We start from the raw sequence: 25,128 nt of genomic DNA, 5'->3' as shown, positions 1-25,128 counted from the left end.
TGGCTCAGATTTGTTGTGGACAGAAGGAAGTGCATGGTGCCCGGTGCCCTGGAGGGAATAACCGTCATCGACTTCGGTTGCTTTATCGCGGGTCCTTTGCTCGGCGAGTTGCTAGCGCAGAATGGCGCCGATGTGTTGCACGTGGACCCTCCCGGCGGCCCAAGACTCGCTGGCCTGCCGGACGCGTACCTCAACCGTGGGAAGCGACGTGTCACCCTCGATCTTCGCAACGACCAAGACCGGCGCTCGGCGCGTCAATTAGCAACGTCTTCCGACGTGCTCATTGAGAACTTCCGTCCTGGGGTGATGGACCGGCTGGGGCTCAGCTACGACGAGTCGCGCGCTGTGAATCCCGGTCTCGTCTACTGCTCGCTGCCCGGCTTCGCGGCGACTGATCCTCGCGCGTCGATTCAAGCGTGGGAAGGCGTCGTCATGAGTGCGACGGCTGGATATCGAAGGCTGGGTGAGCACTGGGATTGGAAAGCCCGGGTGAACGCCGAACCCCTCGAACCGGGTCGGCCATTGTTCACGAGTCTGCCAATCGCCTCGACCACGGCAGCAATGCTCGGCGCTCTGCGGGTCGTGACGGCGCTGCTGCAAAGGGACCGAACCGGCCGGGGTACCTGGATCGAGGTCCCCCTGTCGGAGGCAATGCTCGAAGTGGTCGGTTTTCACCTTGAGTTTCCCGATTTCGTCGGACCGCGCGAGGACCTACCTCGGCCGTTTCTCGGCTCCTACAAGAGCTCTGACGGCCAGTTCGTCGATAGCGTGTCCTACCCGCGGTTCATCGAGCGTTTCCTCATCGCAGCTGGGGTGTGGGACGAATGGCGGGCGGCCGGCCTATCGGATCTGCCAAACGTCTTCGTTGATCCGGACCTCAAGGTGCATGCTGAGGAGCGCTTCGCCGCACTGATCCGAAGCCGACCCGCTGCGGACTGGGAAGCAATCGCCGCGAATCTCGGGATCCCGTTCGCCATGGTTCGGACGCCAGGCGAATGGTTGACCAATGAGCACGCGCGCAAGTCCGGAGCGGTCGTAGAAGTGGACGACCCCGAATTTGGGCCAATCACTATGGCAGGCCAAGCTTTTCACTTCAGCGACACTCCAGTTCACCTCGCCCCTCGATCGCTTCCGGGCAGCGGTGGCCGCGACCGAATTTCCGACCCCGTGCGGGTGTCTGTTGGTCAGGCCGGCGAGTGCCCCCGAGATGACGAAGCTCCCTTGGCAGGTATCTCAGTCCTCGAGATGTCGCAGGTGGTCGCCGGTCCCATTGCAGGGCGACTTCTTGCCGACTGCGGCGCCGATGTGATCAAGGTTGCCAACCCTCTTCCCGGCGGAAACAACGGCTTTCACGGCTCCTACACGAATCGCGGGAAGCGTACTGCCCTCCTCGACGTCCAAGACCCAGCCGACCTCGGCATTCTGCGGTCGATTGCGGGGGGTGTCGATGTACTTCTGCAGAACTACGCTTTCGGTGCCATCGAACGCTACGGCCTGGGTTTCGAGACTGAGTTGCAAAGCGCACGAACAGATCTCGTTTACGTCTCCCTGAGTGCGTTCTCCCGAGAGGGGCCGTGGCGGGGCAGGCGTGGGCACGAAAATCAGGCTGTCGCCGCCACTGGACTGTCTTCCCGGTACGGCGGCCCCGGTGGGTGGCCGATCTACCAACCTTATCTGGTGAGTGACGTCGGCACCGGAATCATGGGAGCACTTGCCGCCGTTCTCGGCCTGTACCGTCGGCGAAAAACGGGACGTGGACAGCACATCAGCACCTCCCTCGCGCACATCGCCACGATGCATCAAGCCATCTACCTTTTCGGAGGGTCAGACGCGAAGCGGATCGCGGAGCCAACCGGCCTTGGAGCGCTGGGCTGGTCGGCGCTGCACCGCCTGTACGAAGCCTCGGATGGTTGGCTGTTCCTGGCTGCGACGCCGGACCAGATCCCTGCACTCAGGCACGCCCTCGGCCTGTCGGACCTCGCGGCCGACCCCGATCAGTTCGATGAACCCGAGGGTCCGCTTGCTGTCACCGTGGCGTCGCGCCTTAGCGAAGAAACACGAGAGCACTGGGTCGAAGCATTGGCTCGAACGGGGATCACTGTCCAGAGAGTCCGTGAGATTTCTGAGGTAGCCAACGATCCAGCCTGGCACCGTCGGGGAGTGCTTCGGTATCACCGGAACGGTGAAGGAAAGGATAACGTTCCGGTCCTCGGATTGGGGGCAGCGCCCTGGCTGGTTTCCGAACACTCCGTGCGTCATCTGGGCCCACTTGGTGCGGACACCTCGAACGTCCGCAGCGAATATCTGTTCGACACACACGTCAACATCTAGGATGTTTATGCGGAGCAAGGAGTCCGAAGCTTTGAAGGAGCACTACCAAGGGACCGTTGCGATACTGTCGGGCGAGCCGAACCTGGATCTCGCTCTGAACCGCGCGCTGTTAGACCTCGTCCACGTCGTCGCCGCCGAGCCCACCGGGGTTTCCTACGACGAAGTCAGAGCGGGTGACCGGCCGGCGATCTGGTGTATCCCCGAACGGGCGAAGCACGATCGGGTCGTCGTCTACTTCCACGGCGGCGGATTCGTGGTCCAAAGCGTTCACAGCCACCGCAAACTGGCGGGCCATCTGGCCAAGGCCGCCGGTTGCCGTGTGCTCCTACTCGATTACCGGCGCGCTCCCGAGCACACGTATCCGGCGCAGATCGACGATGTTCAGCACGCCTTCAGCTGGCTGATTGACAAAGGCCTCAGTCCGTCGCGCATCGCTTTCGCTGGCGACTCCGCGGGCGCGTGTCTGGCGATTTCAGCCACGGTACGACTGCGAGATGCCGGGACCCCGCTGCCAGCGGCGATCATCGGATTCTCTCCCTGGTTCGATCTCGAGTGCGACGGCCCGACCCTGTCCACGAACTGCGAGAAAGATGCACTCGTCCAGCGACCTCTGGTCGAGGAAATGGCAATGACCTACTTAGGTCAAGACGTGTCACCGAGCGATCCGCGCGCGAATCCTCTGCACTCCGACCTCAGCGGCTTCCCTCCCGTCTACCTCACGGCAGGCAGCGACGAAGCCTTACTGGACAACGGCGAGAGGTTCGCCAAGAGGGCACGCAGCCAAGGAGTAGACGTCACGTTCGAGGTAGAACCGGGCCAGCAACACGTTTTTCAATTCATGGCGGGCCGTGCCCCGGAGGCCGACCGGTCAATCGCTGCAGCAGGTGTATGGGTTGCCGAACGGCTTGAGACCGCGATCGCGGTGGAGGCCTGATGCGGTATCCAGATTTCGACACAGTCAACCGAGCCGGTGCACACCCATCGGTGACGAAGGCAGGTGGCCAGTTCAAGCCGACCAATCGGTTCCTGGTTTCTCAAGAGGAGGCAACGTGAATCGTTTGCAGGATGCGAGTTCTGGTGGAACCCAGCTGATGGTCAGTAATATGACCATCTCGAATCCCGATGCAGCACTGCATGCCATCTCCCAGGCATACGCCCCGTCGAACCTCGACGTATACGGTGCGCCCCGGGACTTCGGCCTTCGCATGCATGTGGCGTCGGTACCAGGTATCACGTTCGGACACATACGGTTTGGTACCGACGTTCGCGTTACTGCCCTACCGCCGTCCTGCTACGTCGTCTGCTTCGCGCTTACCGGTGGGCTACACGTCGCCACCACCCACGGCGTTCAACGGGTGACTGGCACCCAGGGCGCCGTGCTGTATCCGTATGAGGCAACCTATTTCGAGGAATGGGGCGCTGACACCGAACTCGTGTCTCTGCGTATCGAGACCCAGTACCTTGAGCGCGGACTCATCCAACTGATCGAGAGACCGCTGCGCGAGCCGATCCGCTTCGACCCGGGATGTGATCTTGGGACGGCGCAGACCGCTTCCTTCCGAAGGGCCCTTCACCTGCTCGAGGCAGAGCTTTTCGAACCTACCGCACTGGCCACGAACCCGAGGGCCAGCGCCATGCTCGGCGAACTCATCACCACCTCACTGCTGATGTCGCAACCGAACAACTACTCCGGAATCATTCACGAACCGGCCAGGCCCGCACCCTTGGGACCTGTTCGGACAGCCCAGGAGCTGATCGAAGCGGATCCCATGTCGATCAGTACCGTCGGTGAGCTGGCCGGCAAGGTCCACGCCAGCGTGCGAACCCTCGAACAAGGGTTCCGTAATCATCTGGACACATCCCCCATGGCCTACCTACGCCGCACTCGACTGCACCGTGCCCACCGAGACCTGCAGCTGGCGGATCCTGCAGCTACGACGGTCAGGCGGACCGCGAACCACTGGGGATTTCAGCACCTTGGTCGTTTCGCTCAGTGTTATCGCGATGTCTTCGGTGAACTTCCGGTGGAAACGTTGAGGCGTACCCGACGTTAGGCACAACGACAACTTGAGTGCGGCACTTTGTCCAGCGCCGCGCTGTGAAATGCGTTCAGGCACATGGATTCTCCTTCCCGCACCAAGACACGAACGGATATGTACACCACGATGAATGGTCCAGGCGAGATTCTGACTGGTATCGCCGCGCAGTACCAGCAGAAGGTCGCCCTCGTAACTGCCGCCCGAACAATGACATTTGCCGAGCTTGATGCGGCTAGCAGCAGCGTTGCCGCAGCCCTCCACGCGCGCGGAATCCGGCCCGGTCAGGTTGTCTCCCTTTATGCCCAGAACCGGTGGGAATGGCTCGTCGCCTACCACGGAATCCTCAAGTCGGGTGCGGTGGTCAACCCCGTCAATGTCATGCTCATTCCGGACGAGGTCGAGTACGTCTTGAAGGATTGTCGCGCCGCCGGGATCTTCGTCGGAGAGAGTCAGGTGGCTGCAGTTGTCGACGTCGTCGCTAACCTCCCTCACGAATGCAAAGTCTTTACGTTCGGGCCGCCTACGTCAGGTGCCGTTCCGTTCCAGGAACTGTTAGACGAGACGAACCCCGCACCGTTTTTTTCGCCGAAGCCGGACGAGCCGTGCTCGATTGGCTACACCTCGGGCACGACCGGGCATCCGAAGGGCGCTGTGCAGAGCCACGAAGCGGTCCTGCGTAACTGCGGTTTGACCGCCACGATGCACGGCCGCACAAGTCGGGATGTGGTGTTGACGGCGCTGCCGGCTCCCCACGTGTACGGCAACGTCGTGATCAACTCGACTTGGATGGTCGGTGGCACCGTCGTTTTGATGGAGCGTTTCTCGCCGTCGGAGGCGTTACGTCTCATTGGCGAGCATGGTGCAACGATGTTCGAAGGCGTCCCGGCGATGTATGCAGCGATGCTTGCCGACCCGGCGATCGGTGACGCCAACCTGGGATCGTTGACGCGATGCACCGTCGGCGGCCAGACGGTCTCAACGACGACCATCGATAAGTGGGAGCAGCGTTCCAATGCGCCACTGATCGAGCTGTGGGGGATGACCGAACTGTCAGGCCTCGGCGCGACCCATCCCTTGCATATGCGCGGGCCGCGCGGGTCTATCGGCATTCCCCTCCCTGGAGTTGAGGCACGTATTCGTTCCTTGAGCGACTCGACCAAGAACGCGAAGCCCGGCGAAGCCGGTGAACTTCAGATCCGAGGACCGATCGTGATGCTGGCCTACCTCGGCAATCCCCAGGCCACCGATGAGGCGCTCGACGCGGAAGGTTGGCTTTCGACAGGTGATGTGGCGCACATGGACGACGCGGGTTACCTGTTCATCGTCGACCGGCTCAAAGACTTGATCATCACCGGCGGTTACAACGTTTATCCGGCCGAGATCGAGCGGGTACTCAGCGCTCACCCCGACGTGGCGATGGTGGCAGTTGGGGCTGTCCCAGACTCGATCAAGGGTGAGTTGGCGTGCGCCTACGTCGTACGCACCAGCGGAGCCACGATTGCTGAAGACGATCTGATCACGTTCTCGGCACATCACCTGGCTCCGTACAAGCGGCCCCGAATGGTCCGGTTCGTGGACGACCTACCTAAGACCTCCAGCGGCAAGATCATGCGACGCAAGCTCATCGAAGTCTTCAACACCGCCTCCTGAAGACGAGGCAAAGAAGAACGGCGATCCACGGACACCGCCCGGCGAACCGTGGACTCTCGTCGCGATGATCCCCGCTTAAAGTCACCAGCTGACAGAATGTGCCGCTGACCAGGACCCGGAGGTTGAAACGTGCGCTTCACGCATGACACCCTTGCCCAACGGGTCGTCTTTGCGTCGGGCCAGGCGGCGACAGGTATCGCGGCTGAGGTCGAACGGCTCGGCGCCAGGCGATGCATGGTGGTCGCTGGGCCCGCGAACGCCGAGCTGGCCGGCCGGATAACCGCCGGCATTCCCGTAGCCCACCTTCACGATGAGGTGGCGATGCACGTACCAGTTGAGACAGCGAATCGGGCACGGGAAGCGGCTGCGGCCCACCGGGTCGATGCGATCGTATCTGTGGGCGGTGGTTCCACCACCGGCCTGGCCAAGGCCATCGCTCTTACCAGCGGTCTGCCGGTGATCGCCGTTCCTACCACGTACGCCGGCAGCGAGGCCACAGATGTGTGGGGGCTTACTGAAGGAAGGACCAAAACCACCGGTAGCGACCCACGCGTGTTGCCGCGATCGGTTGTCTACGACGCAACTCTGACGTCAACCCTTCCGAAAGACATGGCCGTCGCTTCCGGACTGAACGCCTTGGCGCACTGCGTCGACTCCCTATGGGCACCGCGCGCAGATCCCATCAACACGGTTCTGGCGACAGAAGGGGCCCGCGCGCTCAACACAGGTCTGGCGCGAATGGCCAAAGACCCGACCGACTTGTCGAGTCGCGAGCAGGTTCTCTACGGCGCGTATTTGGCAGCAGTGGCGTTCAGCTCGGCGGGCGCCGGCATTCATCACAAGATCTGCCACGTTCTAGGCGGCCGCTACAACCTCCCCCACGCACAAACCCACGCCGTCGTGCTGCCCTACGTCGTCGCCCTCAACATGCCTAATGCCCCGGATGCGCAAGCGCGACTCGCCACTGCATTTGGCTCGGCATCAGCGCTCGAGGGCCTGCAGGCCCTACGGGTCGCCGTAGACGCACCGCGACGTTTGCGCGATTACGGGTTGGCCGAAGAGGACCTACCCGACGCCGTCAACGCCATTCTGCCTGTCGTCCCGTCCACAAACCCCACGCCAGCCACCGTCGACAACATCGGCGCGCTCCTGCACGCTGCTTGGGAAGGAGCTCACCCATGACCGAAACCTCTTCCGAACAACGGGTTCGCGAACAGGCTCTCATCGAACGGGTACTGCGCTCATTCGATGATTGTCGGAGTCCCCGCCTCAAGGAACTCATGCACGCCACAGTGCGACATTTACACGCATTGCTGATCGAAGTGCGCCTGACCCAGGAAGAGTGGACGAAGGCAATCGAATTTCTCACCGCGGTCGGCCACATCACCGACGACAAACGGCAAGAATTCATCTTGCTGTCGGACACCCTTGGCGCCTCCATGCAGGTCGTCACGATCAATCATGAGGCCGACGAAAGCGCCACCGAGGCTACTGTCTTCGGCCCGTTCTTCGTGGAGGGCAGCCCGGAGGTGGCGCTTGGTGACGACATCGCGTTCGGGGCCAGCGGACAGCCCTGCTGGGTTGAGGGCACGGTAACCGACACGGCCGGAGTGCCGATCGCAGCGGCACGAATCGATGTGTGGGAGGCCGACGCCGACGGACTCTACGACGTGCAATACGACGACGATAGAACTGCGGCGCGCGCACACCTGTTCAGCGACTCCGACGGTCGGTACGCGTTCTGGGCAGTCACGCCGACGCCGTATCCGATCCCGCACGACGGTCCGGTCGGCCGCATGTTGGATGCGACCGGGCGAAGTCCCATGCGCGCTCCGCACCTGCACTTCATGGTGACCGCGCCGGGGAAACGGCGTTTGGTGACGCACATCTTCCCAACCGGGGATTCGCTGTTGGATTCCGATAGCGTCTTCGGGGTCCGCGATTCCCTGATGAAGGATTTCGTGGAAATGCCGGCCGGGACACCGGCGCCCGACGGCAGAGACCTCAGCCGTCAGCCTTGGTCACGAGTGCAGTTCGACATTGTGCTTGCGCCGACCGACGATTGAGGCAATAACCCGCCCACACCGACGAATCGGTGAATCAATCGATGAATGCCAGACTTCGTCGCAGCGCAACCCGAACATCCTCGTGCTCGCAGTCCAAAGCGGTTGTCGCCCAAGCCACGTAGGTGTCGGGCCGGATGATCAACGCGCTCGTGCCCCGAAGAATGCGTGGCGTGTGAACCGGATGACCCTCGATGGTGAGCGCTGGAAGACGTCCCAGGTCGAGACCTCGCAGCATGCCGGTGCCACTCAGGTCGAGAACGACGAACGGCGTCTCCCGCAGTACCTCGTAGAGGCGCACACTCGATCCGTCGCGAAGAAAGAAATCGAAGTCCGGCGCAGGCAACCCCACTGCGGGGTGGCTTCCGTCCGGTGAGGGATATGGGCGTTCGAGACCGTTCAATTCGCGCCACAGCTGAGCGGTGACCTCCGACGCCGTCAACATGTGCTTCTCGAACCGGTCCTTGAACGCCAGGCCCTGCGGGCTGAAGTCGAACTGAATCGCCACTTGCGAGTCCACGCTACGGAGAAGGTCCTCGCAGATCGGACGGCGCTCAGACTCATAGGAATCGAGCAAGCACTCTGCCGCTTGCCCGTTGATGACGGCGCCCAACTTCCAGCCGAGATTAAAGGCGTCTTGAATGCAGTAGTTCATGCCGACACCGCTTGCGGGATAATGGATTCGCGCAGCCTCACCTACGAGGAAGACGCGCCCCTTGCGGAAATTGTCGGCAAGGTGCTGCGCGTCTCCATACCTGCTGGCCGCGGCAAGGCCCGGAATGAGGACCTCCTCGCCGAGGATCTCGCTGGCGCACATACCCACCTCCTCGGCCGTCACGGCTTCGTCCTGGCGCGCCGACCGACGCTCCGCATGAACCATGGTGAAACGAGTCAGCCCGGGACCAAAGGGATAGGCTGCCACCCAGCCGCGAACGTTGTGAGCCACCTTCATTCCCCCATCCCAGGGGAATTCGAGTTCGGCAGTCGCGATGACCCCCGTGAAGGACTGCGGGCGGCTCGCATACCCGATGCCGGCCGCGTCGCGCACGACTCCGCGGCCACCGTCCGCCCCGACGACGTAACGTGCACTCGTCGTGTGTTGCCGGCCATCGGCGGAGCCCCACACGACCTCGACATGGCCACCGTGATCGACCACCGATTCGACTTTGGATTCGAAGGCCGTGTCGACACCGACTTCCTTCGCCCATTCCCGCAAGATCGCTTCGGACTCATGCTGTGACAAGAAAAGGGTGAATCCGAATCGGGAATCTCGGTCAGTCCAGTCCACCGGATGCATACCCGCCCAGATATGCCAGGTCTGGAATGGGTGCGGATTCTGCTCGCAGGTCCGTCGGATGAAGCGCTCCGCAATGCCGCGAGCATCGAAGAGTTCGAGCGGCCTGGGCAAAACCGTGCCGGCTCGCGGAACGGGTGCGACAGTCCGCTTCTCGATAATCAGTACTTTCGCTCCAGTACGGGCGACTTCAGCGGCAACCGTCATCCCCGATGGACCTCCACCAACGACCACGACGTCTACATCTGCCACTGCGGTTCTCCTTGCTGCGCTGAGCCGCACCCTCTGCCGTTCTTTCTAGGGCGTGGTGCGGTGGTCAGGGATTGGCCTCCCGTTAGTGGTGACACTAAGTGGGCGGGATGGAACCAAACGTCCCCTGTTCGCCTAGGTCTATCCGACAATCGCGCGTCTGTCGGCATCAACACCGCGTGTTCGATCCGCTACGAAACTCCGCTGCGATCCGTGGTTATTGCGCTGCGATTTCGGGACTTCCGGGTCCCACATGCTGCCGATAGCATCGGGCAACCGAGGCCCACCTGTGACTCCGCTCACGAGCGGGCAACGCAACAGATGAAAGGCGAGACAACACCGTGACAACTCCCGAGGAGAATAAGAAGCTGGTGCAAGGATTCGTGGACACGCTCCTCAGCGACGGGCCCGAGGCAGCATTCGACAAGTATTGCGATGCCGAGAAGTACAAGCAGCACAATCCTCGTCTGGTGAACGGACGAGAGGGGTTCCTTGAGTTCGGTCGCACTGCCGGTTTGTGTAAAGGCTTTTCTTTCACGGTTCGCAGGATGGCGGCCGAGGACGATCTGGTCTGGATGCAGGCCGAGACGACGGGGTTCCATTGGTCCGACGAGCCTGACCCGGTCGACCCGGCCTCTCTGCGGCACGTGTTCATGGACATCTTCCGTGTCGAGAATGGGAAGTTGGTGGAGCATTGGGATATCTACCAGCGCATCCCTGCGTACACGGCCAACGGCAACGACATGATCTGAGTGGAGAATCGTTGTGCTACTGAAGGATAAAGTCGCCCTGGTAACCGGCGGCGGACAAGGTATCGGCGCCGGAATTGCATCCTGTCTGGCGCGCGAAGGCGCGAAAGTGGCCATTCTGGATATTGTTCCCGGCCCAGCAAAGAAGCTGGCCGATGACATCACAGCCGCAGCCGGTACCGCGCGAAGCTGGGAACTCGACGTCACCGATTTCGCGGCGTTCGAGGCTGTCGTCCAGGACGTCGAGCAGGTGTGGGGAACCATCGACGTCCTCGTCAACAATGCCGGCGTCGTGATACCCCCAGGCCCTTTCATGGACAGCGATCCGGCCGACTGGGATCACCTTCTCGACGTTGACTTCAAAGGTGTCCTCAACGGAGTGAAGGCTTGTGTTCCACGGATGCAACGTGCCGGTGGCGGCGCGATCGTCAACATTGGATCGGACTCAGCCCGATTCGGCGAGCCGGGCATCGCTGTCTATGCCGGAGCCAAGGGCGCGGTGAACTCGATCAGCAAGAGCCTTGCCAAGGAACTCGCGCCGGCCGGCATCAGAGTCAACGTCATCACCCCGGGAATCATCGAGACCCCGATGATCGACCTCGCCCGGTCCACACCAGACGGACGCGCCATGATCGACGCCACTGTCGCCACGATCCCACTGCAACGCATGGGCACGCCGCGCGAAGTCGGCGACGTGGTCGTCTTTCTTGCCAGCGAGCAATCGAGCTACTTGACGGGACAGAGCATCAGCGTCAATGGCGGGATGTTGATGTTCGGCTGACCGAGCCTACGGGCAACGACAAAACGTGGCCGAAATGCGAGGAAGAAGTTGGCCTCGAAGAAACAGAAAGCAGGAACCTTGACGACTACGGATTGCAGGCGGTCAGCCTATCCGGCGGAGTGGAAAGTGGAGTTCCGCCCGTCGACACCGTTGCCAGAGGGTTATCGGGTCGGTGCGGAAACGACGTTTCTCGAAGCAGGGTCGGTGCTCATCGAGGGCGGCAAGCCGTTGACGTGTGACGTGGTTTGGGAGCAAGACATTCCGATCACGCTGCGCGACGGCGTCGTCATCTACACCGACGTGCTGCGCCCGGCAGATCAGGATGAGGACCTGCCGGCCATCGTGAGCTGGAGCTCATACGGGAAGTCGTTGCCTACACCGCCGCCGAGTGGGGTGCTACCGGAGAACTTTTCAGGACTGGGGAAGTTCGAGGGAGCCGACGGGGCTTTCTGGCTGGACAAGGGATATGCACTTGTCAATCCCGACGTTCGAGGCGCGGGCAAGTCCGGCGGAGACATCCACTACTGGGGTTCCGTGGATTCCCACGACGGTTACGACGTTATTGAGTGGGCCGCCGAGCAGTCATGGAGCAACGGCAAGGTGGCGCTGTACGGCGCATCATGGCTGGCGATGTCGCAGTGGGGTATCGCAGCCACCAGACCTCCGCACCTCGCCGCGATTGCGCCCTGGAACGGCATATACGACATCTATCGCACTCATATGGTGTGGGGAGGAATCCCGGACCCCGGATTCTTCGACTTCATCAACGGCATTCTTCCCGGGGAATCGAGTTCCACAGAGCAGATCGGCGCCATGAGCGTCTGCGAGCCGTTGATGAACGAGTATTGGGAAGACAAGACCCCCGACCTTTCTGACGTCACCGTCCCTGCCTATGTCGTTGTGGACGGCGTGACCGGGCTGCACTCCATGGGAGGACCGGAGGCATTCCGACGGTTGGGATCGACCCGGAAATGGTTGCGGATCAACAACACTCAGGAATGGATAGACCAGTACGCCGACGTTTACCAGAACGACGTATCGCGGTTCTTCGACCGCTATCTCAAGAACATCGAGAACGGATGGGAGCAGACCCCGCGGGTGCGGGCGTGCATCATCAACGCCGGCGGTGAGGACTTCGTCGACGTACCGTATGCCCGGTGGCCGGCAGCTGAGACGCGTTACGAAAAGCTGTATCTGGATGCCGGCACCGAATCCCTGTCGACGAGTGCTCCGGCAGCCGTGTCGTCAGTGAGCTATCCCGGCGTCGACGGGTCGACCGCGTTCACGGTCAAATTCGATCAGGACACGACTCTTTTCGGGTACATTTCCGTGCGCTTGTGGGTGGAGGCCCAAGGTGCCGACGACCTCGACCTGTTCGTGCTCGTGGAGAAGCTCGACGCTGACGGTAACCTCCTTGCCCCGCACCCGGACATCGCCGACACCTATCCCGTCTCGCCTCCCGGCGCACCGGGTCGACTCCGGGCGTCGCTTCGTGAACTGGATCAGGAGCTCTCGACCGAGTTCCTCCCGGTCCACACTTTCCGCAACCGCAGGAAACTCAATCCCGGAGAGATCGTCCCCGTCGACATCGGGCTAACTCCTCGCGGGTACTACGTCGCGGCGGGACAGCAGCTGCGGCTCACCGTTGCCGGATGGAACATCCGCGGTACGGGTGTGGACGTCCACGGGCCAACGAACCCGCTTGTGCTCGGAGGTCGCTTGGCTGCGGCGAATCCGCATGCAGAAAACCGAGGGACCCACGTCATCCATACCGGCCCAGAGCACCTTTCGTACCTGCGTGTACCGGTGCTGGACAACCCGCGCTGACGCCGGAGATGGCTTCGCGATCCGAGTCCGCTGAAGGGCCGGCTCGGTTCTCGAACCAACAGACCTACGACCGAAGAATAGAGACCCCATGATCGGTCGTTTGCCAGTTCTCGCACCGTCGACTCATCGCGCGCACTGCGCTCGCCCCACTTGCTAAAGGGACAGGAAATGACTATCACCGACCCCGCCGTCGTCGCCAACGCTCATCTCGACGGCAAACCGTGCGGGTGGAGCATTGGACTCACGCCATCGAACACGGTCGCCACGTCGGCTTGAACGTGGCCGGGGGATTGAGTGCGCCGTACTCACGTGCGCCGTACTTCTGGACCGAACAGTACGGGCGACGATTCCACAGCTACGGTCGGGTGCGTCCCGGCGACGACGCCGTCGTGGCCGAAGGCGCCCTCGATGAGGACCAGTACCTCGTGCTGTATGGAGCCGATGGTGAGTTTCACGCCGCTGTCTCCTGCGGATGCGTGAAGTCGTTGCGCGGCTATCGCAAGCTGCTGGAGCGAGGTCAGAGCTGGAATGATGCACTCGACCTCGCCGCCGCAACCGATCCAACCTTCTCGCGGGTCTCGGGGCTGATGTGACTGTCAGCAGCGAAAGTGAAGGCGTCGAACCCCATATCGGTGTACACCCCGGTCACGACGAGATGAGTCCCATGATGCGGGTGCCCGGGGGCGGACGTAAGCAAACGGTAGCTCCGCGGCAGATTAAATCTCGGGACTGCGACGGGAAGCCTCGCGGTCTGGGAAGACGCCGCCGATGGCGAGGCCACGCTTTCGTCGCCATCTGCTGAATCCGTGTCAGTGGCAACGTAATGAAGGAAGAGGAGCTCATGAGTCAGACTGTGCGCGGTGTGATTTCGCGGTCGAAGAAGCAGCCCGTCGAGTTGGTCGACATCGTCATTCCGGATCCGGGTCCGGGTGAGGTGGTGGTCGACATCATCGCATGCGGGGTGTGTCATACCGATCTGACCTACCGTGAGGGCGGGATCAACGACGAATATCCGTTCCTGCTGGGTCATGAGGCCGCCGGCACGGTGGAGTCCGTCGGCGAGGGCGTCACCCATGTGGCGCCCGGCGATTTCGTGATCCTGAACTGGCGCGCGGTATGCGGTGAATGCCGGGCCTGCAAGCGCGGTCGCCCGCATCTGTGCTTCGACACCTTCAACGCCACGCAGAAGATGACGCTGACCGACGGCACCGAACTCACCCCTGCCTTGGGCATCGGCGCGTTCGCCGACAAAACGCTGGTGCATCAGGGCCAGTGCACCAAAGTCGATCCCGAGGCCGACCCGGCGGTAGCCGGGCTGCTGGGCTGTGGGGTGATGGCCGGGCTGGGGGCGGCGATCAACACCGGCGCAGTCGGTCGTGATGACACGGTGGCCGTCATCGGCTGCGGCGGGGTGGGGGATGCCGCGATCGCCGGTGCCGCACTGGCGGGAGCGCGGACCATCATCGCCGTCGACCTTGATGACCGAAAACTCGCCCTCGCGCGGGAATTCGGTGCCACGCACGTGGTGAATGCAGCCCACGCTGATGTGGTGAAGTCGATTCAAGACCTGACCGACGGTTTCGGCGCCGACGTTGTCATCGATGCCGTCGGTCGGCCCGCCACCTACGAACAAGCCTTCTACGCAAGGGATCTCGCGGGAACCGTTGTCCTGGTGGGGGTACCGACACCCGATATGCAGTTGCAGCTACCTTTGGTGGACTTCTTCTCCCGCGGTGGCGCGCTGAAGTCCTCGTGGTACGGCGACTGCCTGCCCGAACGCGACTTCCCCACCCTCATCTCGCTCTACCGCCAGGGCCGGCTACCGCTGCAGAAATTCGTCTCCGAACGCATCGGCCTGGACGCGATCGAGGACGCCTTCCACAAGATGCACGTCGGTGAGGTGCTGCGATCGGTCGTCGTCCTGTGAGCGTGCAACGCGTCGTCACCTCCGGCACGTTCAGTCTGGACGGCGGCACCTGGGACGTCGACAACAATATCTGGCTCGTCGGGGGCGACGAGGAGGTCATCGTATTCGACGCCGCCCACACCGCCGCGCCGATCATCGAGGCCGTCGGAGGCCGCAACGTCGTCGCGGTGATCTGTACCCACGGGCACAACGACCACATCACCGTCGCCCCCGAACTAAGCGCAACCCTCGACGCGCCGGTGTTCCTGCACCCGGCCGATGAGATGCTGTGGCGAGAAATCCACCCCGACAAGGACTTTCACCGTGTCGAGGACGGTCTGGTGCTCACCGCGAGTGGTATCGAGCTGCATGCCCTGCACACCCCCGGCCATTCACCGGGCTCGATGTGCTGGTCGGCCCCCGCCCTGGGCGTCGTCGTGTCCGGCGACACCCTGTTCCAGGGCGGACCCGGCGCCACCGGGCGCTCCTACTCCAGCTTTACCACCATCCTGGAGTCGATCTCCGACCGCCTGGGCACCCTGCCCGACGAAACCGTCGTCTACACCGGCCACGGCGACACCACCACCATCGGCGGCGAACTCGTGCACTACGACGACTGGGTCAAACGCGGACACTAAACCTCTTCGTGCCCCCGCACAGACGCCAACTGCGTCCGCTGGGAATCGCCGACGCCGCTGCCGAAACTCCTGGCATTCGTTGACATCTGCGGCAGCGAGGGCTGCTTAGGCCGATCTGGAGTGACGCGGCGCGTGCTCAGCTCGACGGCGGCCGCGTCGGCATGCTGGTCCCGAGGTTGCGGCCCTCAAAGGACGCTGTGATCTCTGTGTACTCACCCGACAGTCGTGGATCTTCGTCACCTGCCCGCTCTGCCTGTCGATCGTTGACATCAGTGCGTTGCCGGCGCTGATGATGGACGAGATGACTTGAATGTTGGTGCCCGTCAAGCCTGTGCGATCTCAGGCGAGGCTGTAATCCTGACGGTCGTAACCGGTGAACCCCGCAACGCTGGGTTCAAGGAAGTAGTCCACGAAGTTGGGCGACGACTGTTTGAAGTAGTCGTACGCGGACTCATCGTCATGTGCGGCCATACACGACGGGTCGCGATCGCCGGGGCATCTTCTGCGCCACAGGTCGACGATGTCTGTCGTTTTCGTTCGTCGACCATCACTGACCCTCGCGTTCTGGATCTTGACCCATTGTGTCCCTGCTCCCGAGCTGCCGCGCATGCGTCCGCTCCCTCGCACCGCACGAAGGAACAGCATTTTCACCACACATGAGGTTTGCTTGCGATGGGAACAGCAAGCCGTTCCAGTACGCGAACCTCATGTCCAGCGCACCGACGTCGAGTTGCCACTTGTCACCGGCCTCGCGGGCGAGCCCGCCGGACCGCAGGCTGCACAAGAACCTGTACGCCACTGTGCGGTCCAGGCCGGCCATCTCGCCGATGTGCCGCGCGGTCATCGGCTCCATGGCGTTCTTGAGAACGTCCAGAATCTGGCATGCAACACCGCGCGCCTCGGCCTGCATCCAGACCAGATCGTCCTCGGCCGCCATCCTGCGAACCGTGAAAGAAAACCCTGTACAGAAACCGCAATTGCGACCGAACTCAAGGAACCGAAGGGGACGTTGGTTCCATCCCGCCCACTTAGCGTCACCGCGTGCTCGATCCTCTATGAAACTTCGCGGCGATCCGTGGTTATTTCGCTGCGATTTCGGGACATCCGGGTCGCAGATGCCGCCGATAGCATCGGCAACCGAGGCCCACCAGGCGTCCTTTGGCCATAAGTTCCTGACACGAATTCAGCGATGAGTTCCCACCGACCAGACATCCGACCAATCCGCTCCGCGGAGAATGTGAGAAAGCCATGTTGTTCCCGATCGTCATTTTCCTGATGGTGCTGTCCCCACTGTTCATCCCGGTCGCCGTCACCGTGGTCCATCAGTTCGGCAACTGGCGCGAATGGCTCGCTGCCCGCTCGGTTCGTTCGTTCCGACCTATGGTCATCCCTGTACCCGCAGCCGCCTAGTACGAATAAATCCCGCGAACGTGTGCAGTGTCGCAGAAATGAAAAGAGACCTAGATGGCTATATCGAGCGCGTCGTCTTCGGTCGGTTGGTCTCGCCTGATCGTGCTGAGCATCAAGAATGGGTGGACTCGGCATGACGGTCGACGTCGAGGATTCTGGACTCGCCCGCAAGGGTGACAGCCGCGACCACACGCAGGCCGTGCCGTGGTCGCAGGCGGCACCGCTGAAGCCTGTACGGGGGATCGGTGAGTTTTTCGCGCTGGCGCTGGACATCTTGGTGGCGATGTTCAAGCCGCCCTTGGCGTGGCGCGAGTTGTTGGATCAAGCTCTGTTCATCGCGCGAGTGTCTCTGCTGCCTGCGCTGATGCTGTCGATCCCCTACGTGGTCATTTCGGTGTTCGAACTCAACGTGCTGATCATGGAGTTCGGCGCGGCTGACTTCTCGGGCACCGGTGCCGCGCTTGCTGCGGTCAATCAGATCGGGCCGTTTGTCACCGTGCTGGTCGTTGCCGGCGCCGGGGCCTCTGCGATGTGCGCCGATCTGGGTGCCCGCACGATTCGGGAGGAGCTCGACGCGATGCGGGTAATGGGAATCGACCCTGTGCAAGCGCTTTTGGTGCCGCGTGTGCTGGCGGCCACTGTGGTCGCGCTGTTGCTTTCGTCGCTCGTCACGCTGACCGGCCTCACAGGTGGCTTCTTTTTCGCGGTGTTCTTCCAGCACGTGGCCGCGGGGTCCTACGTGGCCAGCATGACACTGATCACCGGGTTGTGGGACGTGGTGGTGTCGATGGTCAAGGCGACGCTGTTCGGTCTGACAGCCGGACTGATCGCCTGCTACCAGGGCACGTCGGTGACCCGCGGCCCGGCCGCTGTCGGCAACGCGGTCAACGAAACGGTGGTGTTCTCCTTCGTGTTTTTGTTCGTCATCAACCTCGTCGTCACTGCCATCGGTTTCGAGCTGAAGAAATGAGCGCGACTAGGGTGATGGCCCAACGGTTTCCCCGCGTCGTCGGCTCGGCGCGAAGGGTTCGAGCGGGGTGGCGCCAGGTTGGCGATCAAGGCCGCTTCTACGGCCAGACTCTGGGATCAGTGGTGGATGTGGTCGTGCATTACCGGGCCGAGTTTCTCCGCCAGGTCGCCGTGATGAGCCTGGGCACTGGAGCTCTTGCGATCATCGGCGGCACCGTGGCGGTGGTGTCGTTTTTGAACATGTCGACCGGCGCGATCATTGCGGCCCAGGTATACCCCCAGTTCTCTCAGGTCGGGGTGGAAGCCCTGACAGGGTTCGGCTCGGCGTTTCTCGTCACCAGACTGATCAGCCTGGGCACCGCCGTCATCGCGTTCGCCGCCACCCTGGGGGCCGGCGCCACCGCGCAACTGGGCGCCATGCGGATCAACGAGGAGATCGATGCACTGGAAGTGATGGGCGTCCGTTCGGTGGCCTACCTGGCCTCGACGCGCGTGCTCGCCGGGACGATCGTGGTCGTTCCGCTGTATTGCATCGCCCTGCTGATGGCGTACTTTGCGGCCCGGTTCGGGACCACAGCGCTGTACGGCCAGTCGGTCGGTGTGTATGACCACTACTTCCGAACCTTTTTGGTCCCGGGCGACGTCTTCCGGTCATTCGCCACGGTACTGGTGTTGGCAGTCGTGATCATGCTGGTGCACACCTACTACGGCTACACCGCCACCGGAGGACCCGCAGGGGTCGGGAGGGCCGTCGGTCGTGCGACCCGAACATCATTGGTCGCAGCGGGTTTCGTCATTCTGTTCGTCACCCTGGCCCTCTACGGCCAGACCGGCAACTTCAACTTTTCGGGATAGCAGCGTGATCTTCAAGCGACACAGAACAGCGGGTTCGCCGCGCATCTCATCGGAATGGCTGGCTTTCCTGATGGTCGCCGTCATCGTCGCCGCGGTGGCGGTGTGCATCGGTGCCTTCAACCGCGATTTCTCCCCGACGGTGCCGGTAACGCTGACCTCGGACCGTTCCGGCCTGGTCATGGAGCCCTACGCGAAAGTGAAGATGCGTGGAATCCAGGTCGGCCGCGTCGCCACTGTTTCCGTCAACACCAACACCGTGAGCCTTCGTCTGCTCATTGAGCCCGACCAGATCGACCACATTCCTGCCAACGTCGAAGCCCGCATCAATTCGACATCGTTGTTCGGGTCGAAGTTCGTTGATCTGATCTACCCGAGCGACCCCAGCGCCAAACGGCTGGCGGCCGGCGCTGTATTGCAGTCACAAAACGTCGCCATCGAAGTCAACACCGTTTTTCAGAATCTGGTTGCACTGATCAAACAGATCGACCCGGCCAAACTCAACGCCGTCCTCACGGCCGTCGCCGATGGGGTGCGCGGGCAAGGCGAGCACATCGGTGAATCGATCACGGACTCCAACGAGGTTCTGCTGGCGCTGAACTCACGAACTGACACCCTGCAGGCCGACTGGCGTGCGATCAAAGACGTCGCCGATGTCTACGACGGTGCCGCGCAGAACATCATCGACACGTTGTCAGCGGCCAGCAGTACCAGCACGACGATCACTGCTCAAGCCAAACAGCTCGACGCCCTGCTGCTCGGGGTGATTGGCCTGTCCCGCAGCGGCATCGACGTGCTCGGCCCCAGCAAGGACAACCTGGTCAAGGCTGTCAATCTGCTCGAACCCACCACCAACTTGCTGATGAAATACAACCCGGAACTGACATGTGTGCTCACCGGCGCCGACCGGGCGCTCCCCGATCACTCCGCGATCAGCGGTGGCGCTAACGGCAAATCGCTGATCATGGACGCCGCATTGCTGTTCGGTGACGACCCCTATCGTTATCCCGACAATCTTCCCGTCGTCGCGGCTAAAGGCGGCCCCGGCGGCAAGCCCGGGTGCGGCTCGCTGCCCGATGTCGCGAAGAACTGGCCGGTGCGTTACCTGGTCGCCAATACCGGATTCGGCACCGGCCTAGACGTCCGGCCCAATCCTGGGATCGGATTCCCCGGCTGGGCCGACTATCTGCCGGTCACGCGTGCAGTACCCGAGCCGCCGAGCATTCGTTACCCCGGTGGACCGGCGCCCGGCCCGATTCCTTATCCGGGCGCCCCGCCCTACGGTGCCCCGCAGTATGGGCCCGACGGCACCCCCCTGTACCCGGGCGTCCCCCCGGCTCCGGCCCCACCAGCGGACGGGGGGCGCCCGCCCACCCAAACCGATTCAGTGTCAGCCGATCCCGTGGCAACAGCGCCGCCGCCGGCCGGACCGGTATCTGCGCCCCCGCCGTGATCCAAACCGCACTCATGACACGTACTCCAGCCCACAACGGCCGCGAAAGGTGAATCATCTTGCCGGGAAACCTTTTCAGCACAATATGGCGCCTGTCGGCGTTCGTTGTGGTGTGCCTGCTGGGAGCCGCAGCACTCGTCATTGTTTTCGGGCAGCTGCGTTTCGAGCAAGCGCAGGTGTACAACGCGATCTTCACCAATGTCAGCGGTTTGAAATCCGGCAACTTCGTCCGCATTGCCGGCGTGGAGGTCGGCAAGGTCCAGAGCATCAAGATCCGCGACGACGCGACCGCGATGGTCAGCTTCACCGCCGATGATTCGGTTGTCATGACCGAGGGCACCAGGGCGGTGATCCGGTATGACGATCTGATCGGCGGCCGCTATATGGCGTTGGAGGAAGGTGCCGGGGGAATTAAAAAACTGCCTGTCGGAGCTACCATCCCGGTGGACCGCACCGCGCCGGCGCTGGATCTTGAAGCGCTGATCGGGGGTTTTCGGCCGCTGTTTCGCGCCCTGGACCCCGACCAGGTCAACGCGCTTAGCGGACAACTGATAGCGGCCTTTCAGGGGCAAGGCGCCACGATCGGGTCCATCTTGACCCAGACCGCGGCTCTGACCAACACTCTGGCCGACCGCGACGCGCTGATTGGCCAGGTTGTGGTCAACCTCAACACAGTGCTCGGGTCGCTAGGCGATCACAGTGACAAACTGGGTACCGCAGTCGACTCGTTGTCGGAACTGGTCCACGGCCTCGAAGGTCGCAAACACGACATCAGCACCGCAGTGGCCTATGCCAACGAGGCCGCCGGCTCGGTTGCCGACTTGCTGTCCCAGGCCAGGCCTGCGCTGCAGAAGACGGTGACAGAAACCGACCGCACCGCCGGCAATGTGCTCGCCGACCACGACTACTTCGACAATCTGCTCAAGACACTTCCCGACGCCTACCGCGTGCTGGGCCGCCAAGCACTCGGCGGCGACTTCTTCAGCTTCTACCTCTGTGACCTCGTGCTCAAGGTCAACGGGAAGGGCGGCCAACCGGTGTTCATCAAGATGGCCGGCCAGGATACGGGACGGTGCACTCCCCAATGAGGCCCTTCCGTGAACGCAATCCCATCGTCATCGGCGTCGTCGCTGTAGTAGCTATCGGCGCGATCACCCTGGGCACCTTGAACTTCAACCGACTCCCGTTTATCAATACCGGCGACACCTACTCGGCATACTTCGAGGAAGCCGGGGGCCTCACAACGGGTGCGCCCGTGCAGGTTTCGGGTTTCGACGCGGGCCAGGTCAAAGGCATCACACTCGAACCGCAGGGTGTGCTCGTGACTTTCACCGTCGCCGACGACATCCGCTTGGGTGAGCGCACCGAGGCGGCGATCAAAACGATCGCCCTGCTCGGGAACAAGGTGCTGTCGATCAACCCTCGCGGCGAAGGCCACCTGTCGGGCCCAATCCCGCTGCAACGCACTGTCTCGCCGTATCAGCTTCCTGATGCTGTCGGCGATTTGTCGGCCACGATCAGCGGCCTGAACACCAACCAACTCTCCGATTCGCTGAAGACGCTGTCCCAGACATTGCAAGACACCCCGCCGCAACTGAAACTGGCTGTCGAGGGTGTCTCCCGGTTCTCGGAGACCCTCAACGAACGTGACACGGAGCTGCGAAACCTGCTGGCCAATGCCAGCAAGGCGACCACTGTGCTTGCCGAGCGCTCCGACCGGATAGTGCAATTGATTCACGACAGCAACGCCCTCCTGGCCGCCCTGCGTAACCAAAGCGCCGCGCTCGACCAGATCTCGGGCAACATCTCCTCGCTGGCCCAACAGATCCGCGGCTTCATCGGTGAGAATCGGGCGACGCTCAAGCCCGCACTGGACAAGCTCAACGGCGTCCTGGCCACGATCGACAACCGAAAGGCTGAGGTCCAAAAATCCATCAAAGGCCTGAGCTCTTACGTGATGTCGTTCGGAGAAGCGGTTTCCTCCGGACCGTTCTTCAAGGCGTACGTCGCTAACCTGCTACCCGGCCAGTTCGTGCAGCCATTCATCGACGCGGCATTCTCCGACCTTGGCTTGGATCCGCACGTTCTGCTGCCCTCCCAGCGCACCGATCCGCAGATTGGACAGCCCGGTACTCCCGCGCTGCCGGTGCCCTATCCACGCACGGGCCAAGGCGGTGAACCGAACCTGACCCTGCCCGACGCCATCACCGGAAAGCCTGGCGATCAGGGGTGCGGTCCGCCGGGCTTGCCGTTACCCGGTCCTACTGGGTGCTATCCGTACCGAGAGCCGCTGCCGGCGCCTCCGCCGGGCGGCCCGCCGCCTGGCCCGCCGGCCCTGCCGCCCGGCCAAGACCATCTTCAACAACCCGCGCCGACGCCTGTCTATGTGCCAGCGCCGGGTGAACCGGCGCCCACGCCTGCACCAGCCGCGGAGGGTGACCGATGACTCGATCACGTCTGCTTCGACTCGCCCTGGCGGCCGTGCTTGTCGCCGTGATCGCCTGCGCGACAGCGGTGGGCATCTCGCTGACGCGGAAAGCGAGCCGTATTCACGCAGTCGCCTATTTCGACAACAGCAATGGCGTGTTCGTCGGTGACGACGTGCGCATCCGCGGGGTCGACGTCGGCAAAATCGATGCCATCGAACCCGAACCCACCCGGGCGAAAATCACTTTCTGGGTAGACGACAAATATCCGGTACCTGCCGACGCCAAAGCGGTGATCCTGTCACCAACCCTGGTGACCTCTCGCGCCCTTCAGCTGACGCCGCCCTACCAGGGAGGCCCGACCCTGCCCGACAACGCCGTCATCCCACAAAATCGCACCGCGGTACCCGTTGAGTGGGACGACTTCCGCGGACAACTCGAGAAACTGGCCGCGACGCTGCAGCCCACCCAGCCCGGCGGCGTGAGCACGCTGGGTGAGCTCGTCAACACCGCCGCGGACAATCTGCGCGGTCAGGGCCCGAGCATCAGGGACGCAATCGCTCGCCTGTCCCAAGCGATTTCGGCGCTGGGCGACCACAGCGGCGACACATTCACCTCGGTGAAAAACCTGGCAACGCTGGTCTCGGCGCTGCAGGACAGCACCGATCTGATCCGTCAGCTCAACCAGAACCTGGCATCGGTCACTGGACTACTCGCCAATGACCCCGGTGAGGTCGCCGACGCAGTGAAGAACCTCAACGACGTCGTGGGAGAAGTCAGGGACTTCGTCGCCGAGAACCGCGAAACGCTAGGCACAACGTCGGACAAATTGACGTCGGTCTCGCAAACCTTGACCGAAAGCCTCGATGACATCCAACAAGTACTGCACACCGCGCCCACCACAGCCGCCAATGTGGTGAACATCTATCAACCTGCTCAGGGCACCCTCAGCGGGGCGGCGGCGATCAACAACTTCAGCGATCCGATCACCTTCCTCTGCGGGGCCGTTCAGGCGGCGTCGCGCTTGGGTGCCGAGCAGTCGGCGAAACTGTGCGTGCAATACCTGGCCCCAATCGTCAAGAACCGCCAGTACAACTTCTTGCCGATCGGTCTCAACCCGTTCGTGGGACCGATGGCCAGGCCCAATGAGGTGACCTACAGCGAGGACTGGATGCGCCCGGATTACATTCCGCCGCAACCCAACCCGCCGGCAGCCGCACCACCACCCGCAGGCCCGCCGCTGCCCGCTGAGGCGCCGCTGCCCGCAGATACCGCGCCCGTGGCGACGCAGGCGCAGCAAACCGATCCGGCCGCAGGGCTGCCGGGCATCATGGTGCCGCACGGGGGAGGATCGTGAACACCACACGTCGATGGGCCGCGGCGGTGATCGTGTTGGTCGTGGCCACCGTTGGATTGTCCGGATGCGGATGGCGTGGGCTGAACTCGTTACCGCTGCCGGGTACGCAAGGCCGTGGGCCTGGGTCATTCTCGATACAGGCGCAAATGCCCGATGTGAACAACATTCAGCCGAATTCACGGGTGCGCGTGGGCGACGTGACCGTCGGCACTGTCACCAAAATCGAACGTCAGGGCTGGCATGCCTTGGTGACCATGCGGCTCAACGGCGACGTCGACCTACCGGCCAACTCGACCGCGAGGATCGGTCAAACCAGCATTCTGGGCTCATTGCACACCGAACTGGTGCCCCCGGCAGACGCACCACCAGCGGGCAAACTGCACGAGGGATCGCTGATCCCCTTGTCGTCCGAAGGCACGTACCCCTCGACCGAGCAGACCCTGGCAGCCGCCTCGATGCTGTTAAACGGCGGCGGACTAGGTCAAGTACAAGACATCACCAAGGCGCTGACAACTGCGTTCGGTGGCCGTGAAGATGACCTGCGAAGCCTGCTCGTTCAACTGGACACGTTTATTGGCCGAGTCAACACGCAAACCGACGACATCATCGCGGCCACCGACAGCATCAACCGGCTGGCGGGGAAGTTCGCGGCCCAAAAGCCGGTCATCGACAAAGCCTTTGACACGATCCCCGACGCGCTGGCCGTGCTCAATGGTGAGCGGGACAACCTCATCGAGGCGGTCGACCAGCTCGGCAAGTTCAGCGCTTTGGCTGCCGACTCGGTCAACCAGACCAAGCAGCCACTTGTTCAGGAACTCAAAAACCTTGGCCCCGTTCTCGAATCGTTGGCCAACGCCGGAAAGTCGTTGACCCGATCGTTGGGGCTATTCAGCACCTACCCATTCCCCAAAGACACGTTGACCAAGTGGTTCCGCGGGGACTATGCCAACATCACGCTCGTCGTCGATCTCACCCTGAGTCGGCTCGACTCCTCCTTCTTCACCGGCACCCGGTTCGAAGGCGACCTGACCGAACTGGAGATGCAGTGGGGCCGCACTATCGGCGTGCTGCCGAGCCCCTACACCGCGGGCAACCCGCTGCTCGCGCCTTACCGCCACGATCAGGGGCCCTAAC

23 protein-coding genes are annotated in these 25,128 nt (G+C 62.6%); 20 read left to right on the top strand and 3 right to left on the bottom strand.

Annotated elements, in window-relative coordinates:
- The first annotated feature begins 33 nt into the window (after positions 1 to 33).
- From MYCSM_RS32005 to MYCSM_RS31980, 6 genes are all read left to right on the top strand, one after another.
- Positions 34 to 2,331, top strand: a complete 2,298-nt coding sequence (locus tag MYCSM_RS32005; protein ID WP_015297665.1) for a CaiB/BaiF CoA transferase family protein — start codon at positions 34 to 36, stop codon at positions 2,329 to 2,331.
- 7 nt (positions 2,332 to 2,338) lie between these two features.
- Entirely contained in the window at positions 2,339 to 3,265 is a 927-nt protein-coding gene (locus tag MYCSM_RS32000) for an alpha/beta hydrolase (RefSeq protein ID WP_015297664.1), read from the top strand.
- A 169-nt stretch (positions 3,266 to 3,434) separates the two neighbouring features.
- Positions 3,435 to 4,385: an AraC family transcriptional regulator gene (locus MYCSM_RS31995; protein WP_041315740.1), complete on the top strand. Its 951-nt coding sequence runs from the start codon at positions 3,435 to 3,437 to the stop codon at positions 4,383 to 4,385.
- Positions 4,386 to 4,448: 63 nt separating this feature from the next.
- Positions 4,449 to 6,020 carry a class I adenylate-forming enzyme family protein gene (locus MYCSM_RS31990; protein WP_232425884.1) on the top strand — a complete coding sequence of 524 codons (1,572 nt, stop codon included), beginning with the start codon at positions 4,449 to 4,451 and terminating at the stop codon, positions 6,018 to 6,020.
- Between the two features lie 129 nt (positions 6,021 to 6,149).
- Complete coding sequence (locus tag MYCSM_RS31985) at positions 6,150 to 7,202, top strand: maleylacetate reductase (RefSeq protein WP_015297660.1); 1,053 nt, start codon at positions 6,150 to 6,152, stop codon at positions 7,200 to 7,202.
- Positions 7,199 to 8,086, top strand: a complete 888-nt coding sequence (locus MYCSM_RS31980) for a dioxygenase family protein (protein WP_015297659.1) — start codon at positions 7,199 to 7,201, stop codon at positions 8,084 to 8,086. Before MYCSM_RS31985 ends, MYCSM_RS31980 begins: the two co-directional genes overlap by 4 nt.
- 34 nt (positions 8,087 to 8,120) lie before the next feature.
- Here MYCSM_RS31980 and MYCSM_RS31975 read toward each other — a convergent pair whose 3' ends face one another.
- Entirely contained in the window at positions 8,121 to 9,629 is a 1,509-nt protein-coding gene (locus MYCSM_RS31975; RefSeq protein WP_015297658.1) for an FAD-dependent monooxygenase, read from the bottom strand.
- 338 nt (positions 9,630 to 9,967) lie between these two features.
- Between MYCSM_RS31975 and MYCSM_RS31970 the strand changes: the two genes are divergently transcribed.
- The 6 genes from MYCSM_RS31970 (at position 9,968) to MYCSM_RS31945 (ending at position 15,527) form a co-directional block, all read left to right on the top strand.
- Positions 9,968 to 10,378, top strand: a complete 411-nt coding sequence (locus MYCSM_RS31970; protein WP_015297657.1) for a nuclear transport factor 2 family protein — start codon at positions 9,968 to 9,970, stop codon at positions 10,376 to 10,378.
- 13 nt (positions 10,379 to 10,391) lie between these two features.
- On the top strand, positions 10,392 to 11,156 hold the full coding sequence (locus tag MYCSM_RS31965) for an SDR family NAD(P)-dependent oxidoreductase (RefSeq protein WP_015297656.1): 765 nt from the start codon (positions 10,392 to 10,394) through the stop codon (positions 11,154 to 11,156).
- Positions 11,157 to 11,234: 78 nt separating this feature from the next.
- Positions 11,235 to 12,983 (top strand): CocE/NonD family hydrolase, encoded by a 1,749-nt coding sequence (locus MYCSM_RS31960; RefSeq protein WP_198345144.1) that lies wholly within the window; start codon positions 11,235 to 11,237, stop codon positions 12,981 to 12,983.
- Between the two features lie 227 nt (positions 12,984 to 13,210).
- Positions 13,211 to 13,576, top strand: coding sequence for an oxidoreductase C-terminal domain-containing protein (locus MYCSM_RS31955; protein WP_041315737.1), 366 nt, complete (start codon positions 13,211 to 13,213; stop codon positions 13,574 to 13,576).
- A gap of 248 nt (positions 13,577 to 13,824) precedes the next feature.
- Positions 13,825 to 14,910 (top strand): S-(hydroxymethyl)mycothiol dehydrogenase, encoded by a 1,086-nt coding sequence (locus MYCSM_RS31950; protein ID WP_041315863.1) that lies wholly within the window; start codon positions 13,825 to 13,827, stop codon positions 14,908 to 14,910.
- Positions 14,907 to 15,527, top strand: coding sequence for an MBL fold metallo-hydrolase (locus MYCSM_RS31945; protein WP_015297653.1), 621 nt, complete (start codon positions 14,907 to 14,909; stop codon positions 15,525 to 15,527). Before MYCSM_RS31950 ends, MYCSM_RS31945 begins: the two co-directional genes overlap by 4 nt.
- 339 nt (positions 15,528 to 15,866) lie before the next feature.
- Here the strand turns inward: MYCSM_RS31945 and MYCSM_RS38785 are convergent, their stop codons facing one another.
- A complete protein-coding gene (locus MYCSM_RS38785; protein WP_257720772.1) occupies positions 15,867 to 15,998 on the bottom strand; it encodes a hypothetical protein in 132 nt (43 codons plus the stop codon).
- 76 nt (positions 15,999 to 16,074) lie between these two features.
- Positions 16,075 to 16,464 (bottom strand): helix-turn-helix domain-containing protein, encoded by a 390-nt coding sequence (locus MYCSM_RS31940; RefSeq protein WP_015297651.1) that lies wholly within the window; start codon positions 16,462 to 16,464, stop codon positions 16,075 to 16,077.
- 311 nt (positions 16,465 to 16,775) lie between these two features.
- On the opposite strand from MYCSM_RS31940, the gene MYCSM_RS37485 reads away from it, so the two are divergent.
- The 8 genes from MYCSM_RS37485 to MYCSM_RS31905 all read left to right on the top strand — a co-directional run bounded on the left by MYCSM_RS37485 (position 16,776) and on the right by MYCSM_RS31905 (position 25,127).
- On the top strand, positions 16,776 to 16,937 hold the full coding sequence (locus tag MYCSM_RS37485; RefSeq protein ID WP_015297650.1) for a hypothetical protein: 162 nt from the start codon (positions 16,776 to 16,778) through the stop codon (positions 16,935 to 16,937).
- Positions 16,938 to 17,070: 133 nt separating this feature from the next.
- Entirely contained in the window at positions 17,071 to 17,907 is an 837-nt protein-coding gene (locus MYCSM_RS31935; protein ID WP_157681563.1) for an MlaE family ABC transporter permease, read from the top strand.
- Positions 17,904 to 18,761, top strand: coding sequence for an ABC transporter permease (locus tag MYCSM_RS31930; RefSeq protein ID WP_015297648.1), 858 nt, complete (start codon positions 17,904 to 17,906; stop codon positions 18,759 to 18,761). The genes MYCSM_RS31935 and MYCSM_RS31930 overlap by 4 nt, the downstream gene beginning before the upstream one ends.
- Before the next feature lie 70 nt (positions 18,762 to 18,831).
- Positions 18,832 to 20,211: an MCE family protein gene (locus tag MYCSM_RS31925; RefSeq protein WP_083906454.1), complete on the top strand. Its 1,380-nt coding sequence runs from the start codon at positions 18,832 to 18,834 to the stop codon at positions 20,209 to 20,211.
- A 59-nt stretch (positions 20,212 to 20,270) separates the two neighbouring features.
- A complete protein-coding gene (locus MYCSM_RS31920) occupies positions 20,271 to 21,299 on the top strand; it encodes an MCE family protein (protein WP_015297646.1) in 1,029 nt (342 codons plus the stop codon).
- Complete coding sequence (locus tag MYCSM_RS31915) at positions 21,296 to 22,657, top strand: MCE family protein (RefSeq protein WP_015297645.1); 1,362 nt, start codon at positions 21,296 to 21,298, stop codon at positions 22,655 to 22,657. Before MYCSM_RS31920 ends, MYCSM_RS31915 begins: the two co-directional genes overlap by 4 nt.
- Positions 22,654 to 23,994, top strand: a complete 1,341-nt coding sequence (locus tag MYCSM_RS31910; RefSeq protein WP_015297644.1) for an MCE family protein — start codon at positions 22,654 to 22,656, stop codon at positions 23,992 to 23,994. Before MYCSM_RS31915 ends, MYCSM_RS31910 begins: the two co-directional genes overlap by 4 nt.
- Complete coding sequence (locus MYCSM_RS31905) at positions 23,991 to 25,127, top strand: virulence factor Mce family protein (RefSeq protein ID WP_015297643.1); 1,137 nt, start codon at positions 23,991 to 23,993, stop codon at positions 25,125 to 25,127. Before MYCSM_RS31910 ends, MYCSM_RS31905 begins: the two co-directional genes overlap by 4 nt.
- The last annotated feature ends 1 nt before the right edge of the window (position 25,128 follow it).

Source organism: Mycobacterium sp. JS623, assembly GCF_000328565.1.
Classification (GTDB): Bacteria; Actinomycetota; Actinomycetes; order Mycobacteriales; family Mycobacteriaceae; genus Mycobacterium.
Note: the sequence above shows the minus strand (reverse complement) of the source record. Positions and strands in the feature narration are given on the sequence as shown.